This is a genomic window from Lysobacter sp. Soil_N_23, assembly GCF_057656135.1.
Genome location: NZ_JBDGKY010000021.1, coordinates 58,133 through 74,229, shown reverse-complemented (window position 1 = coordinate 74,229; position 16,097 = coordinate 58,133). Strand labels below are relative to the sequence as shown.

Genomic DNA, 16,097 nt, shown 5'->3' with positions numbered 1-16,097 from the left:
GGACATCCTGTCCGAAGGCGGGGCGTGGGCCATCCATGGCCCACTGCGGAGCAATCCCCGGCCCGGCGGACGACGCTCTGCCGTTTCGTTGCACGGTCTTCGGTGGCCCTCACCCCAACCCCTCTCCCGCAAGCGGGAGAGGGGCTCCCACCGTCACTGGAAGACCGTCATCATTGAAAGACCGTCATCCCCGCGAAGGCGGGGACCCAGCGCCGTTGCTCCTATGCCCGTCATTCCCGCGAAGGCGGGAAACCATGGACGTTGCTCGCCAGTGTTTCGCCAACACGTATTAGGAACATGGGGCTCCGATGGCCAGCAGGGTCCGCACTACGCTGCGGGAGGCGAGCATCAGATCTCGCGCAGGCGATTGCATCAGGGAGCGACTTGACTTCGCCCCAGATCAGGTAGATAAGGAATAATAATCTAGCCCTTAAGGCATTTAAGGGTCAATTTATGAGACCTTATTTATGCGATCCCCAGTGATGGACATCCTTCCTCCCAAGGTCCGACGCTCCCTCGCCAAGCTCGGCAAGGACCTCAAGGACGCCCGACGCAAGCGCAGCCTGACCGTGGAAATGATGGTCGAGCGCGTCGGCGTCTCCAAGGCGACCTACCTGAAGGTCGAAAAAGGCGACCCCAGCGTGTCCATGGGCGTGTACGCGATGACCTTGTTCACGCTTGGGTTCTCCAATGCCCTGGCCGAGATCGCAGACAGCCGCAGCGACGACACCGGGTTGTTGATGGACAGTAGCCGTCTGCCCCAGCGCGTGCGAGTCAAGAAGGCGCTGAAGCCGCTATGAGACGCACGATCAACGTGTTCCTGGGGGACGGCGCCCGTCGGGTAGGCACCCTGCGTTTTGAAGCGCAAGGCGCACGTCAGAGTGCAGGCTTTGAATACCACCCCGATTGGTTGGCCGCACCGGATCGTTTTGCGCTCGAGCCGGGCCTGCCCCTGGTCTCGGGCATGCAGTTCCACCAGCAGGTACGCGATGGCTCGCTGTTTCACGGCGCCATCGCCGATACCGAACCCGATGGCTGGGGGCGGCGCGTCATCCTGCGCGACCATGCCAAGCAACGCCTGAGCGCACGGCAGTCTGGCGCTGCAGTCGAGCCTCGCGTGCTCCATCATCTCGACTTCCTGCTGGCGGTCGATGACATCAACCGTGTCGGTGCGCTGCGGTTTCAGGACGAAGACGGAATTTTCCAGCGTATGCCCGAGCCCGGCCGACGCACCACTCCGCCATTGATCGAGTTGAACAGACTGCTCTGGGCCTCACATGCAGTCGAAACCAATTCCGAGACGGCCGCCGACCTGGCCTACTTGCGCGGCCGCGGCACTTCCTTGGGCGGGCTGCGCCCGAAATGTTCGGTGATCGACGACGATGGCCGCCTGTCCATCGCCAAATTCCCAAGCGTCGGGGACGATCGCGTCGTCACCAAGGGTGAAGTGCTGGCCCTCACCCTTGCCCGCGAAGCGGGGATCAACGCAGCAAGGGCGCGATTGATCGACAGCGAAGGCACTCCGGTCGCACTGATCCGGCGCTTCGATCGTCCCGATGAAGGTGGCCGACTGATGTACATCTCCGCCGCCACCATGCTTGGGGTGGATACCAGCGAAGCGAACGAGCATACCTATACCGAGATCGTCGACGCGCTGCGGCAGCACGGCGCCCAACCCCAGGCCAACATAGAAGAGCTCTGGCGCCGCATCGCGTTTTCCATCCTCATCACCAACGTGGACGACCATCTGCACAACCATGGCTTCCTGCATGCACAGCATGGCCAATGGCGGCTGGCGCCCGCATTCGACATCAATCCATTTCCCGAGCGCGCGCGCGAACTGAAGACATGGATCTCCGAGGACACGGGGCCTGCTGCATCGATCGACGCCTTGATGTCGGTGACGGCCTACTTCGGCATGGAGCCTGGACTCGCCCGCGAAGTGCTGGGAAATGTCGTCGACGCCGTAGCCGGTTGGCGACAAACCGGCCGCGCTATCGGAATGAGCGATCGGGAGCTGGAACAGTTTTCCGAAGCGTTTGAGCATCCGGAACTGGATGCTGCGCGTCGGGCCAGGGCATTTCGACTGTCGTCCCGAGCGTAGCGAGGGACCCGATCGTTCGCCGCGTAAAACAGATCCCTCGCTGCGCTCGGGATGACAGTCGGCTTATTCAGTGTCGCGGGTCACCCTCACCCCAACCCCTCTCCCGCAAGCGGGAGAGGGGCTTTCACCGTCATAGGAAGACCGTCATCCCCGCGAAGGCGGGGACCCAGTGACTTTGCTCTGCCGTCATTCCCGCGAAGGCGGGAATCCATGGACGTTGCTCTGGCGCGTTGCCGGATGAGGGCATAGGGCGGTGGCCAGCATTACCCTAGGCGAACAACAACTCCAGCTCCTTCGGCAGCGCTGCCCCGGGCAGCTTGCGCGTTTCCTTGGCGATGTTCAGCGTCATGTTGGTCCTGGCCACTTCCAGCAATACAACATCGACAGGACGTTGCTGCTGCTCCTTGAGCCAAGTCAAAATGCTGGCCAAATGCCACAGCGCCGGTTTTCCCTCATGCACGGCAACCGGGAATGTTGAAGCGTTGCTGATCATCAGCTTGCGCATGTTCTGGCGCGTGAAGCCTGCGATGTCGGCAACATCGGTCAGGCCAACGAAGTCCGGCGAGGCTTCGACCAGCATGGCCTTTGGTATGCCCTTTCGGACGTCCCGCAGAGCCGTCGAAATCGCATCGAAGGCCGATCCCGCCGTGCGGGTGAAGTCCAGGGCAATGCGACCGTTCTGACCGACGCCGATCAGCGCATCGTCACAGCCGGTCGCGGCCAGCGCTTCGATGTACTGATCCGGGTCAGCTCCCGAATCCGGGAGGCTGAATTTCAAGGTGAATTCATAGTCAGTCATCATCAGTCTCCGATTTTCATGGAGCTGGTTGGGCCTTGCTTCGATGCGTTGTGCAGTTGTCTACAACTCGTCGGATCTGCTTTCCGTGGTTTCCGGCATTCCTGGGGGTGCTCCAGATGCTGGCGATGCAAAACTCTCCGCAACGGCATGCCTCATCGTTGTAGGGGCAATACATCTTTCCCCAGGCATGCGAACTGCCAATCTCGATGCGCCAACCTTGTTCTTCGGCGTGCTTGAGAGCGGCCTCTGCCTCGGATTTGGGATGCGGCTTCCTTGCCATTTGCATTCCTTGCGAACAGTAGGTTGAGACTCTGGAGGTTGTCAAGTGACAACCTGAGGGCAGATTGTCTCGTTTGCCCTCACCCCAACCCCTCTCCCGCTCGCGGGAGAGGGGCTAAGAACGAAGCAGCCCTTCTCCCGCTTGCGGGAGAAGGTGCCGGCAGGCGGATGAGGGCGCCCTGCCGGCAGCGAACGCTCAGATCTCGCGCAGTCGATCGAACTCCAGACGCGCTTCGATCGGCGCGGCGATGACGTTCTGGTGGACCATGCCCGGGAACAGATTGTCGCTGTTGCCGGCGTGGTTGTCGGCGCTGTACAGGTACGGCAGGTGCGACCAGCAGCGATATCCGGCGTCCTTGAGTGCCTTCACTTCGGCCGCGGCCTGATCGATGCCGCCCAGGCGTACGTAGATCGTCGGGCGGAAACGCCGCACCGATTCGTCGGCGCCCTGCAGCAGCGCGACCAGCGTGCCGGGCAGGTTGACCTTGATCAGGTTCAGTGCGTCCAGGCCAAGGCTGTCGACGCTGGCGCAGCGCACGCGCTCGCCGTCATTGCCGTTGCGGTTCGGGCGGGCGTCGAGCTGGCGCGTCGTTGCGGTCTCGCGTCCCAGCCACACCGAGTGCGTGTGCACGTTGACCAGGCCGTTGAGCGCGACGTTGGCGCACAACTGCTGGAACTCGAGCCGGCGCGGTTCGGCGACGTGCACCTGGCCTTTCTCGCCGACCGTGCGCGACAGCCACAGCGCATGCGCGCCGTAGTCGCCGCCGAACTCGAGGACGCTGTGTCCTTCCTGGACCAGGCCACTGAGCAGGTCGAGTTCCTGTTCGACCCATTCGCCGTAGTTGTGCAGCGAGCGTGCGGCGAGACTGTCGAGAGAGACGGACGCGGTGATTCCGTAACGGGTTTTCCAAAGGCGCTGAACGCCGTCGAGGGAGAGTGCGGGGGTATCCATGGAGTCTTCCTGGGGGGGCTTCTTGGTGGCGATGTAGCAGTGGGGCAGTGGAGCGGTGAGGGAGTGGTGGGTTTCAAGGAGTGCTGCTGGCCATGCGCATGCCCTGGTGCAGTCGCTTCCAGTGCGGGTCCTGCTGGGTCGGGCCGAGTGTCCTGGCCCAGCGCGCATCGGCCTCGCGCCAGATCGGCAGCAGTTCGGCGCGGGTAGCGCCGGCCTCCCAGGCCGCGGCGCACAGCTCGCAAGCCGACTGTGGCTCGTCACAGGCCAGGTGAACATTGGCGACGACGCGCAACGCGTCGGCGTCGTTCGGGGCGAGTTCGCGCAGACGGTTGGAGAGCGCCTTCATCCGCGGCAGCGCCTGCGGCTGCCGCGCGGAGGACTCGTGCCCGTGCGATTGCGCGATCGCGACCAGCGCCGTCAGCGCGCACAGCAATGCGCGCACTTCGTTCTCCGGTGCCTGCGCCGTCACTTCGGCCAGTCGCGCTGCCGAAGCGAAGTGGGCCTGCTGCGGGACGCCTTCGGTGAGCCGGGCCTGTTCGAGATGGATCTCCGCGGTTTCCAGGTCGACCAGCGCCTGCGGCAGTTCACCTGCTGCGATGCCGGCCAGCAACGCGCGTGCCTGGTCGAGCGTGTGCCAGCGGGTGAGGCCGAACTCGCGACGGGCACGCAGGCGCAGGTAATAGGCCCGCGCGAATCGTGCCTGCGCACCGTCGTCGGGCGAGATCGCCTCGATACGCGCGAACAGGGCCTCGGCCTCGCTGAGCTTGGCCTGTGCCGCGGCGCCATGCAGGCTGGCGGCCCAGTCGCCAAGCAGGCCGATCCATGCCAGCAGCGGGTGGATGCTGCGTGTCGAGCCGAGCCACCCTTCGACGCTGGCCTGTGTCGCCTGCAGGCGGCTGATCCGGGCGGCGCCGCTGAGACGTTGCGCGTAGGCGCGTTCGGCCTCGATCAGGCGTGTCAGCCAGGCTTCGCGTTGCGCTTCGTCCCAGCGCGGGATGCCGGCCTGGAGCAGGGCGGTGGCGCGCGCATGCAGCGTGCCGGCCGCACGCACATCGACCAGCTCCGCGCGCGCCAGCAGCAGGTTGATCCACAGCCACTGCACCGGCTCGCCGGCATCGGGCATGGTCGTGCCCCAGCGCTGCTCGATCACCCGTTCGCTGCGATCGAGCCAGCGTGTGCGCTCGCCACGCGGCGAGGCGGCAGCGCGCTCATACAGCGCCTGAGCCCATTCCAGCAGCACCGCATCGTCGCGCGTATGCCCCTGCAGATGGCGGTCGTAGACGGCAATCGCCTCGTCCAGGCTGGTCAGGCGATCTGCGCCGGTCTGGTGATCGGCCTGCATCTGATGGCAACGGGCAATCATCCGCGACAACAGATTGGCGCGGTCGGGCTCGACACGGAGCGCATTGCGGAATGCCGAAGCTGCCTGTCCGGCGGCTTCCAGCTGCCGGTCCGGTCGGTCGCGCGCGATGCGCCACCACGACCAGCCCGCCACCGTCCACGCTTCGCCGCTGGCCTTGTCGCCATCGAGCAACGGTGCCAGTGCCGCCAGCGCCTGCTCTGGCCGGTCGGCGGTCAGCCAGTGCTTGGCCTGGCCGACGCGTTCGGACACTTCCATCGACGAGGTCGGTGCCGGTGCGGTGATCACGGAAGGTGTCACCGGCTCCGGCTTGACTGTTTTGACTGTGGGAGGGGCAGGCATCGCGGCTGAAGCCCCTCCCACTGGATTCACAGTGTCGCTTTCGATCACGGAAATCACTGCCTTGTCATCGGGCTGAAGCGTGTCGACCTGATCCGGCGGTGCCGGGGTCGGTTGCGCCGGCAGGCCGATATGCTCATAGCTCATCCACGAAACGCACGACGGAAGTTCACCGGTCAGGACCAGCGGCGCATCGACAACTGCATCGATCGCACGCAGGCGCGCGTCGGCCGAACGCGTCGAGTCGTGTCGCAGCGTCGCGCTGGCGGGCGATGACGGTGGCTGTGGCGCGATCATGTGCATCGCCACGGCTACCGATGGCAGCGGCAGGGTGCCGTAGTTGAAGCCGGTGTTGTCTTCGGCGAATCGGGCGTCGGGCGCTTTCACCTGCGACCAGGTGATGGTGCGCGGAAGCGCGGCGGCGGCGCGGCGTTCGCGTCGAGCTTTGCGGCGCTTGCGCAATGCGATGAGAAGCAGCAACAGCAGCAGCGCAACAGCGGCGATCAACAGGTGCCAGTTCCACTCCGAAGCGATCGGCGGCCACCATTGCCCATCCGAAATGATCGTCGGCGGTGTAATGGCGTTCGATGGCGAAGAGGTGGCCTTCAATGCCGGTGCGGACGCAGTCGCCAGGGACGCAATTGCCAGTGAAGTGCCGGCCAGCGAAGTGCCCGCCTGTGATGTGCCGACAGGAAGCGACTCGCCTGCAGCGCCGTCCACGGGCGATCCATCCAGGTCAACCAGATGTGGCGGCGTCCCGTCCGAGGCAAGCAGACCGGTCGGTGCAGAGGTGGCCGCAGCCGGGGCCGGAATCCGCTCATGCCGACCGGCATGACGAGGAAGGGTGGCGGCGTCAAAGGAAGACCGTCATTCCCGCGAAGGCGGGAACCCAGTGACTTTGAACGGCGACGACGCTGGGTCCCCGCCTACGCGGGGATGACGGCGTTGGCGCGTGACGACGAGTGGCAACCACTCTTGCGCTAGACCAGCAGGCCCTTCTCGCGCGCGTAGTTGTAGATCTCGCGGTCGTTGCGCAGGCCCAGCTTGGCCATCGCGTCCATCTTCTGGCGGCTGATGGTCTTGGCGCTGCGTTCGAGCTGCATGGCGATCTGCGACACGGTCAGACCGGAGGCGAACATGCGCAGCACCTCGGACTCGCGCCGCGACAGGCGCGTTTCGCCGCTGCCCGGGGCGGCCGCCTGGGCGGCGTTGATCATCGTGCGCAGGTCGGCACTGATGTAGGTCTGGCCCTGGGCCACCGCGCGCACCGCCTGCTCCAGTTCGTCCAGTGCGTCGGCCTTGTTGAGCAGGCCGCGCACGCCGGTGTCCAGCACCGCACGCAGCAGGCCTATGTTGCTCACCATGGTCAGCACCACCACCGGCGTCAGCGGCCAGCGCTGGCGCACGAGCTCCAGCAGATTGAGTCCGTCGGTGATCTGCCCGCCGGGCATGTTGAAGTCGGTCAGGACCAGGTCGAAGGAACCCTGCTCCAGCGCCTCCACCAGCGCGTCGGACGAGCCGACCTCGACAAGAGTGCCGAACTCGCCGCTGCTCTCGAGCAGCTCGCGAATGCCGGAGCGAACGATGGGGTGGTCGTCGGCGATGATGATGCGAAGCGGCATGGGAGGGCGTAACCGGGGACGGGCGAAGGTGCGATCGCTGCGCGATCAGCAGGGAATCATCGCCCAACACGCATGCGCGATGCGTGTAGTTTAGGACTGTGCCGATCATGGCGATGTACGAATTTGTCTCACCACACCGCCACAGCCGCATCGGGCTGATCGATCGCATGCTCCTGTCCGCGGTCGCGAACCAGGGCGACGCCGAACACGGTCGCGTACCGGTATTCCCAATCGGCGCGCTGATAGTCGATCGGCTCGTGCGACCAGCGTGTCCACGGCCAGTCGCCCTTGGTCGGGTCGGCGGTGTGGATCTCCTCCAGGTACCGGGTCACCGGCTTGAGCCCGAGCGACTGCGAGACGCGAGACTTGAGATCCAGGTCGATCCCGTCCAGTACCAGCGTGCCGCCTGGAACGAGGAGCTTCACCACGTTCCTCAGGCATGCCTCGGCGATGGCGTCGTCCATCGGGCCGAGCACGTTGCACGCCATTACCACGTCCTGTGGTCCGATCGTCGCGGCGAGTCCTGGATCTGTCGCATCGGCGACGGTCCAGGTAACGCCCTCGCGAATCCAGTCCTTTATCCGGAAGGCGCCCTCGGGGGTGACGTCCATGATGTCTCTCAACGCGTTGGGCACGGTGGTGAATACCTTTGATCCGTTGAGTTCGAGCGTGCCGCCCAGGGACGAAGGTGTCCTGAGCCGGTAGACGCCCCTGCGGGCCACCTCGATCACGTTCGCCGACGCGTCAACTCCGCAGGCGACCACCTCCAGCCAGGGGTGGTGCCGGCGCAGCAGCCATAGGGTGGAGTAGAGCTCGGCCCCGACGCTGCATCCGATCGATGCGATCCGCAGCGGCGCTCCACGCGGATGCGCGGAGACGACCTCGTTGAGCAGGCGCAGCTGCGGGATGTTGCGCAGGAACCAGGTGTAGTGCGTCTGGTTCCGGTCTGTATCGCGAATGTAGTGATCGTAGAAGAATGCCCCGATCCTGCGGGCTTGCCGGGTCTGGCGCAGCGCGGCGGGAAGGCGTCGCCAGGCATAACGGACGAACGGTACGAACGGTTTGAGTGTCAGCGCCAACAACCTGCTCATCTGGGGTCCCCTGGACTCCCACGCCCAGCGACCGCACCGGACCGCAAAGGGCCGTGCGCCGCCGTGGACGTTGGTAGCCACAAATCATGCGATTCGACCGCGAGCGCAGTGGCGTGCGATTCGTGCCGGCCGCCAGTGACTGGCCGGCTCGACCGAACGGAGCGCTGCCTTGCGGGTCAACGGAGGTCAGACCGTCCCGGGACGGCCCACAGGCTCAGGCGATGGGCGGCCTGAATGGCACCGCGCGTTGCAGCCGGGCAACCGGCACGCAATCGGGAGTGGGTACTGGCGATGTCCGCGTGTCCGCCAGCACGAATGGCCTTGCCGAGGCATCGACCGATGCGCCGGCAAAGCACTGATGCATCAGCGTGTGGGCACCCTTGGCATGCGCATGGTCGCCATGCGGGGCAGGGTGGTCGCCGTGCGCATGACTCTGGCCTGACGCCGAGGTCACGGCGGTGCCATGTTCCATGGCGAGCAGGTCGCACCCCAGCCCCGGCGCCGGCCTCGACACCAGCCCGAGCACCAGAAGCACCAGGAAACTGGCGCGCAGGGCGTGGGACAAGGGGCGGAGAGATCGGAGCACTGGCGTGGGGGTGAGAGCGGATCGTGACTGCGGCAACGGTTTCAACGCTTTGGGGGGCGGGCATCGGCCACGCGACGGCGATCGCCGAAAACGCATCACCATGCCGAGTCTGGCGACACGCAGCAGGCCCGTGCCTGCGATACCTGCATTGCCCCCGTCGCCAGCGCGCACTGGCTGGCGCCGACGCAGTCCACACTTCGGCGTATGCGCCGCTGTGCGCCCTGGTCATATAGCCCGAACGTCACTTGACGGGCCGCAGCCCCCCTGAGCACAGTCGCGGGGGGCCTTTGCCTTCGTCTCTTGCCTGGTGCGGCAGCCGCTGCCGCGCGGGCCTTTCCGGGGAGTTACACAAGTGGATAGACGCTCATTTCTGTCGATGACCGGCGTTGGTGTGGCCGGGCTGATGCTGCCCTTCGGTCGTGCCATCGCCGCCGAGGCGCTGGTGGAAACCATCGACGTGGCCAAGAAGAAGGCACTGGCCGATGCCGCCCTGGCCGCGGCGACGGCCGCCGGCGCCTCGTACTGCGACGTCCGCATCGGCCGCTACCTGCGCCAGTTCGTGATCACGCGCGAGGACAAGGTCCAGAACGTGGTCAACACCGAATCGACCGGCATCGGCATCCGCGTGCTGGTCAACGGCGCTTGGGGCTTTGCCGCCACCAACGAACTGGGCACCCAGGGCGTGGTCAAGGCCGCCCAGCAGGCCGCCGCGATCGCCAAGGCGAACTCCAAGCACCAGACCACGCCGGTGCAGCTGGCCAAGGCGCCGGGCGTGGGCGAAGTCTCCTGGAAGACGCCGATCCGCAAGAACTCGATGGAAGTGCCGCTCAAGGAAAAGGTCGATCTGCTGCTGGGCGTGAACGCCGCGGCGATCAACGCCGGTGGCAGCTTCGTCAACTCGATGCTGTTCCTGGTCAACGAGCAGAAGTACTTCGCCTCGACCGACGGCAGCTACATCGACCAGGACGTGCACCGCATCTGGGCACCGATGACGGTCACCGCGATCGACAAGGCCACCGGCAAGTTCCGCACCCGCGACGGTCTGTCCTCGCCGATGGGCATGGGCTTCGAGTACCTCGACGGCGCTGCCGCCGGCAAGGTCGTCTCACCCAACGGCGTGGTCAACTACGGCCTGTCGTACGACATGATGGAAGACGCCATCGCCTCGGCCAAGCAGGCCAAGGCCAAGCTGACCGCACCGTCGGTCAAGCCGGGCAAGTACGACCTGGTGCTCGACCCGTCGCACACCTGGCTGACGATCCATGAATCGATTGGCCACCCGCTCGAGCTCGACCGCGTCCTTGGCTACGAAGCCAACTACGCCGGCACCAGCTTCGCCACGGTCGACAAGCTCAAGGACAAGTTCAAGTACGGCTCCGACAACGTCACCGTGTTCGCCGACAAGACCCAGGTCGGCAGCCTCGGCGCGGTCGGCTATGACGACGAAGGCGTCAAGACCAGGAAGTGGAACCTGATCAAGGACGGCACCCTGGTCGATTACCAGACCATCCGCGATCAGGCCCACATCCTTGGCAAGGCCGAGTCCGACGGCTGCTGCTATGCCGACTCGTGGTCGAGCGTGCAGTTCCAGCGCATGGCGAACGTGTCGCTGGCACCGGGCAAGAACAAGCTCAGCGTCGCCAACATGATCAAGGACGTCGAGAACGGCATCTACATCATCGGCGACGGTTCGTTCTCGATCGACCAGCAGCGCTACAACGCCCAGTTCGGCGGCCAGCTGTTCTACGAGATCAAGAACGGCCAGATCACCCAGCAGATCGAGGACGTGGCCTACCAGATCCGCACGCCGGAGTTCTGGAATGCCTGCGTCGCCGTCTGCGACGACAGCGACTACCGCCTCGGCGGCTCCTTCTTCGACGGCAAGGGACAGCCCGGCCAGGTGTCGGCGGTCTCGCACGGTTCGAGCACGGCGCGCTTCAACGGCATCAACGTCATCAACACCGCCCGCAACCTCGGCTGAGCCTGGAGACAAACACAATGAGCATCTTCACCGAAGAACAGGCCAAGGCGATCCTCGACAAGGTCATCAAGCTGTCCAAGGCCGACCAGTGCACGGCGCAGCTTGAGGGTTCGATCGACGGCAACATCCGCTTCGCCCTGAACAACATCTCCACCAGTGGTGTAGTGGATAACACCGAATTGGCCGTCGAAGTGGCCTTCGGCAGCCGCGTCGGCACCGCCACCATCAACGAGTTCGACGACGCCGCGCTCGAGCGCGTCGTCCGCCGCGCCGAAGACCTTGCCCGCCTGGCTCCGGAAAACCCGGAGTTCATGCCGGCGATCGAGAAGCAGACCTACAAGTCCAGCCCGACCTTCAGCCCGGCCACCGCCGCCATCACCCCGGAGTACCGCGCCCAGGTCGCGGCCAACTCGATCGCCCCGTGCAAGGCCGAAAAGCTGATCGCCGCCGGCTTCCTCGAGGACGGCCAGAGCTTCGTGGCGTTCGCCAACTCCAAGGGCAACTTCGGCTACCAGCAGGCCACGCGCTTCGACTACACCTGCACCGTGCGCACCGAAGACGGCCGCGGTTCGGGCTGGGTCGGTCGCAACCTCAAGGATTCCGACGACTTCAAGGCCGATCAGGACATCCGCACCGCCATGCGCAAGGCCACCGAGTCGGCCGAAGCCAAGGCGCTGGAGCCGGGCAAGTACACGGTGATCCTGGAACCGGCCGCGGCCGCGGGCCTGATCTCGTTCATGATGAATTTCTTCGACGCTCGCCAGGCCGACGAAGGCCGCAGCTTCCTGTCGAAGAAGGGCGGCGGCAACAAGCTTGGCGAGCAGGTCTACGACCCGCGCGTGAACATCAGCGCCGACCCGTGGGACGAGCGCGCGCCGGTGCTGCCGTGGGACGGCGAGGGCCTGCCGCGCGAGAAGATGGCGATCGTCGAGAACGGCAAGGTCGTGGCGATGCAGTACTCGCGCTACTGGGCCAAGAAGCAGGGCAAGCGCGCCGTCGGCGAGCCGGGCAACCTGCTGGTCGCCGGTGGCGACAAGACCACCGCGCAGCTGGTGGCCAGCACCCAGAAGGGCATCCTGGTCACCCGCACCTGGTACATCCGCATGGTCGATCCGCAGACCGTGCTGCTGACCGGCCTGACCCGCGACGGCACGTTCTACATCGAGAACGGCCAGATCAAGCACCCGGTGAAGAACTTCCGCTTCAACGAGTCGCCGGTGATCATGCTCAACAACATCGAAGAGCTCGGCAAGCCGGTGCGCGTGGCCGGTGACGAGTCTTCGTTCGTGATGATGATCCCGCCGATGAAGCTGCGCGATTTCACCTTTACGTCGCTGTCGGATGCGGTCTGACGGAGACCGTCATTCCCGCGCAGGCGGGAATCCATGGACGTAATGCCCTGAGAGCCAACGTCCATGGATCCCCGCCTTCGCGGGGATGACGGGTAGTGTGCGGGGATGACGTTCAGCTGGTTTTTCGAGTACCCAAGCAAATGCAACGCCGCGATTTCCTCAATTTCACCGGCCTGTCCCTCGCCGCGATGGCGCTGCCATTCGGCCGCAGCATCGCCGCCGAGGCACTGCTCGAACCGGTTGATGGTGCGCGCCGCCGGCTTCTCGCCGACGCCGCGTTGACGGCCGCCCGCGCCGCGGGCGCGCAGTACTGCGACGTGCGCATCGGTCGCTACTTGCGCCAGTCGGTGATCACCCGCGAGGCGAGGGTGGAGAACATCGTCAACGGCGAGTCCTCCGGCATCGGCGTGCGCGTGCTGGTCGATGGCGCCTGGGGCTTTGCGGCGACCCACGTGCAGACCACCGATGCGGTGGCGGCCATCGCGCGCCAGGCGGCCGCGATCGCCAAGGCCAACTCGCGCCACCAGACCAAACGCGTCGAGCTGGCACCGACGCCCGGCGTCGGCGAGATCAACTGGGCCACGCCGATCCGCAAGAACGCGATGGCCGTGCCGATCAAGGAAAAGGTCGACCTGCTGCTGGGCGTCAATGCCGCGGCGATGAAGGCCGGCGCCGACTTCTTCAATTCGACACTGTTCCTGATCAACGAGCAGAAGTATTTCGCCTCCACCGACGGCAGCTACATCGACCAGGACGTGCACCGGATCTGGTTGCCGATCACCGCCACCGCGGTCGACAAGGCGAGCGGCAAGTTCCGCACGCGCAACGGCCTGTCGGCGCCGATGGGCATGGGCTACGAGTATCTCGACGCCGATCCGGCCGGCAAGTTCAAGCTGCCCGGCGGCATCACCGCCTACGGCCGCAGCTACGACGTGATGGAAGACGCCATCGCCAGCGCCCGCGATGCCCGTGCCAAGCTCAAGGCACCGTCGGTGAAACCGGGCAAGTACGACCTGGTCATCGACCCGTCGAACCTGTTCCTGACCATCCACGAGAACGTCGGCCACCCGCTCGAGCTCGATCGCGTGCTCGGCTACGAGGCCAACTACGCCGGCACCAGCTTCGCCACGCTCGACAAGCGCGACGAGGGCTACCGCTGGGGCAGCGACATCGTCAACTTCGTCGCCGACAAGACTCGCCAGGGCAGCCTCGGCGCGGTCGGCTACGACGACGAGGGCGTGAAGACCAAGCAGTGGGACCTGGTGCGCGACGGCATCCTCGTCGACTACCAGGCCACGCGCGACGAAGCGCATATCCTCGGCCACAAGGAATCGCACGGCTGCAGCTACGCCGACTCGTGGTCGAGCGTGCAGTTCCAGCGCATGGCCAACGTCTCGTTGATGCCGGGCAAGACGCCGCTGAGCGTCGCCGACATGGTCAAGGACGTCGAGAACGGCCTGTACATCCACGGCCGCGGCTCGTACTCGATCGACCAGCAGCGCTACAACGCGCAGTTCGGCGGCCAGCTGTTCTACGAGATCAAGCAGGGCCGGGTGACCGGCCTGGTCGAGGACGCCGCCTACCAGATCCGCACGCCGGAGTTCTGGAACGCCTGCAGCGCGATCTGCGACGAGCGCGACTTCCGCCTCGGCGGTTCGTTCTTCGACGGCAAGGGCCAGCCGAGCCAGGTCTCCGCGGTGTCGCACGGATCGAGCACCACTCGCTTCAACGGCATCAACATCATCAATACCGCGCGGTCGATATGAACCGCGCGCAGTTCCTCCGCCTGATGTTGGCGGGCGCGGCAGGGGCGATGTTGCCTCCGCTCGCACGCGCCGCCAGCGTCGAGTACGACTTCTGGCTGACGCGCCTGAAGTACGACTCGGGGGACTGGGATGTCGACCAGCGCATGCCGGCCAACCTGATCACGTCATTGATCGATTACACCAACCTGCGCGTGGACCCGAAGGAGCACGTGCTGGCGCTGGCCGACCCGAAGATGCTGACCGCGCCGTTCTGCTACCTGGCCGGGCACAAGCTGGTCGAGTTCAATCCGGATGAACGGCGCAACTTCGAGCGCTACGTGCGCAATGGCGGCTTCGTCTTCGTCGACGACTGCAACCACGACATCGACGGCTTGTTCGCGCGCTCGTTCGAGGCGCAGATGGCGTCGATCTTCGGGCCGAAGGCGCTGCGCAAGCTGCCCAACACGCACGCGCTGTACCGCAGCTTCTTCACGTTCAAGGACGGCCCGCCGGCCACGGGCTTCGAGCTCAACGGCTGGGGCGACGACCTGGTGCACGACTACCTGCAGGGCATCGAGATCGACGGCCGGCTCGGGGTTCTCTACAGCAACAAGGATTACGGTTGCGAGTGGGACTACGACTGGCGCAACAAGCGTTTCCTGGCCGAGGACAATACGAAGTTCGCGGTCAATATCGTGATGTATGCGTTGAACAGCTGATCTTGTCCCGTCATTCCCGCGCAGGCGGGAATCCAAGGACGTAACGACGTAACAGCAACGGCAACAACAAACTGGATCCCGGCTTTCGCCGGGATGACGACAAAAAAGAGCTCGAAGTCCATGGATTCCCGCCTGCGCGGGAATGACGAGGAACCAACCGCCAATGACCACCACCCCCACCGAAGCCGACATCCAGACCCAGCTCGCCAGGCTCGGCACCCTGCGCACCGCCATCGCCCAGGCCATCGTCGGCCAGGAAGCGGTCGTCGAGCAGTTGCTGATCGGCCTGCTGGCCGGCGGCCACTGCCTGCTCGAAGGCGTGCCCGGCCTGGGCAAGACGCTGCTGGTGCGCTCGCTCGGTCAGGCACTGGAGCTGCAATTCCGGCGCGTGCAGTTCACCCCCGACCTGATGCCCAGCGACATCCTCGGCACCGAGCTGCTGGAGGAAGACCACGGCACCGGCCATCGCCATTTCCGCTTCCAGCCGGGCCCCATCTTCACCAACCTGCTGCTCGCCGACGAGCTCAACCGCACCCCGCCCAAGACCCAGGCGGCGCTGCTGGAGGCGATGCAGGAACGCACCGTCAGCTACGCCGGCGTGACCCACACGCTGCCGGCGCCGTTCTTCGTGCTGGCCACGCAGAACCCGCTGGAACAGGCCGGTACCTATCCGTTGCCGGAAGCGCAGCTCGATCGCTTCCTGCTGCATATCCGCGTCGACTATCCCAGCGAAGTCGAGGAGCGCGACATCCTGGCGCAGACCACCGGCACGCGTCATTCCGAGGTGCCGCAGGTGATGCACGGCGAGGAAGTGCTGGCGCTGCAGGCACGCGTGCGCGAAGTGCACCTGGGCGACGATCTGCTCGCCTGGATCACCCGCCTGGTCCGCGCCAGCCGCCCGAACGAATCTGCGCCGCCGGAAGTGAAGCAGTGGGTGAAGTGGGGCGCCGGTCCGCGTGCCGGCCAATCGCTGGTGCTCGCGGCCAAGGCGCGCGCGCTGCTGCACGGGCGTCTGGCGGCAACGCGCGAGGACATCGTCGCGCTGGCCGCGCCGGTGATGCGCCATCGCCTGCTGCTGTCGTTCGCCGCCGAGGCCGAGCAGAAGAGCGCCGACGACGTGATCGCCGCGCTGCTGCGCAGCGTGCCGTTCGCGGGCTGATCGCAGGAC

Annotated in this window: 13 protein-coding genes; 7 read left to right on the top strand and 6 right to left on the bottom strand. The window is 65.6% G+C overall.

What is annotated here, in order from left to right:
- The first annotated feature begins 482 nt into the window (after positions 1-482).
- Both AC3A3X_RS14780 and AC3A3X_RS14775 read left to right on the top strand, forming a co-directional pair.
- The gene (locus AC3A3X_RS14780) at positions 483-800 is read left to right on the top strand and encodes a helix-turn-helix domain-containing protein (protein ID WP_487583784.1); all 318 of its coding nucleotides are present in this window, start codon (positions 483-485) and stop codon (positions 798-800) included.
- Positions 797-2,104, top strand: coding sequence for a type II toxin-antitoxin system HipA family toxin (locus tag AC3A3X_RS14775; protein ID WP_487583783.1), 1,308 nt, complete (start codon positions 797-799; stop codon positions 2,102-2,104). Before AC3A3X_RS14780 ends, AC3A3X_RS14775 begins: the two co-directional genes overlap by 4 nt.
- A gap of 268 nt (positions 2,105-2,372) precedes the next feature.
- Here AC3A3X_RS14775 and AC3A3X_RS14770 read toward each other — a convergent pair whose 3' ends face one another.
- The 6 genes from AC3A3X_RS14770 to AC3A3X_RS14745 all read right to left on the bottom strand — a co-directional run bounded on the left by AC3A3X_RS14770 (position 2,373) and on the right by AC3A3X_RS14745 (position 9,111).
- Positions 2,373-2,903: a helix-turn-helix transcriptional regulator gene (locus tag AC3A3X_RS14770; RefSeq protein WP_487583782.1), complete on the bottom strand. Its 531-nt coding sequence runs from the start codon at positions 2,901-2,903 to the stop codon at positions 2,373-2,375.
- Between the two features lie 475 nt (positions 2,904-3,378).
- Entirely contained in the window at positions 3,379-4,134 is a 756-nt protein-coding gene (locus tag AC3A3X_RS14765; RefSeq protein ID WP_487583781.1) for an FkbM family methyltransferase, read from the bottom strand.
- Between the two features lie 73 nt (positions 4,135-4,207).
- Positions 4,208-6,553, bottom strand: coding sequence for a hypothetical protein (locus AC3A3X_RS14760; protein WP_487583780.1), 2,346 nt, complete (start codon positions 6,551-6,553; stop codon positions 4,208-4,210).
- Positions 6,554-6,813: 260 nt separating this feature from the next.
- Complete coding sequence (locus AC3A3X_RS14755) at positions 6,814-7,455, bottom strand: response regulator (protein ID WP_487583779.1); 642 nt, start codon at positions 7,453-7,455, stop codon at positions 6,814-6,816.
- A gap of 128 nt (positions 7,456-7,583) precedes the next feature.
- A complete protein-coding gene (locus tag AC3A3X_RS14750) occupies positions 7,584-8,546 on the bottom strand; it encodes a CheR family methyltransferase (RefSeq protein WP_487583778.1) in 963 nt (320 codons plus the stop codon).
- Between the two features lie 214 nt (positions 8,547-8,760).
- Positions 8,761-9,111 carry a hypothetical protein gene (locus tag AC3A3X_RS14745; protein ID WP_487583777.1) on the bottom strand — a complete coding sequence of 117 codons (351 nt, stop codon included), beginning with the start codon at positions 9,109-9,111 and terminating at the stop codon, positions 8,761-8,763.
- 373 nt (positions 9,112-9,484) lie between these two features.
- Between AC3A3X_RS14745 and AC3A3X_RS14740 the strand changes: the two genes are divergently transcribed.
- The 5 genes from AC3A3X_RS14740 to AC3A3X_RS14720 all read left to right on the top strand — a co-directional run bounded on the left by AC3A3X_RS14740 (position 9,485) and on the right by AC3A3X_RS14720 (position 16,088).
- Positions 9,485-11,113 (top strand): TldD/PmbA family protein, encoded by a 1,629-nt coding sequence (locus tag AC3A3X_RS14740; RefSeq protein WP_487583776.1) that lies wholly within the window; start codon positions 9,485-9,487, stop codon positions 11,111-11,113.
- A 17-nt stretch (positions 11,114-11,130) separates the two neighbouring features.
- On the top strand, positions 11,131-12,465 hold the full coding sequence (locus AC3A3X_RS14735; RefSeq protein WP_487583775.1) for a TldD/PmbA family protein: 1,335 nt from the start codon (positions 11,131-11,133) through the stop codon (positions 12,463-12,465).
- Positions 12,466-12,605: 140 nt separating this feature from the next.
- Complete coding sequence (locus tag AC3A3X_RS14730; protein ID WP_487583774.1) at positions 12,606-14,231, top strand: TldD/PmbA family protein; 1,626 nt, start codon at positions 12,606-12,608, stop codon at positions 14,229-14,231.
- Positions 14,228-14,929, top strand: coding sequence for a DUF4159 domain-containing protein (locus AC3A3X_RS14725; RefSeq protein WP_487583773.1), 702 nt, complete (start codon positions 14,228-14,230; stop codon positions 14,927-14,929). The genes AC3A3X_RS14730 and AC3A3X_RS14725 overlap by 4 nt, the downstream gene beginning before the upstream one ends.
- A 163-nt stretch (positions 14,930-15,092) precedes the next feature.
- Positions 15,093-16,088, top strand: coding sequence for an AAA family ATPase (locus tag AC3A3X_RS14720; RefSeq protein ID WP_487583772.1), 996 nt, complete (start codon positions 15,093-15,095; stop codon positions 16,086-16,088).
- The last annotated feature ends 9 nt before the right edge of the window (positions 16,089-16,097 follow it).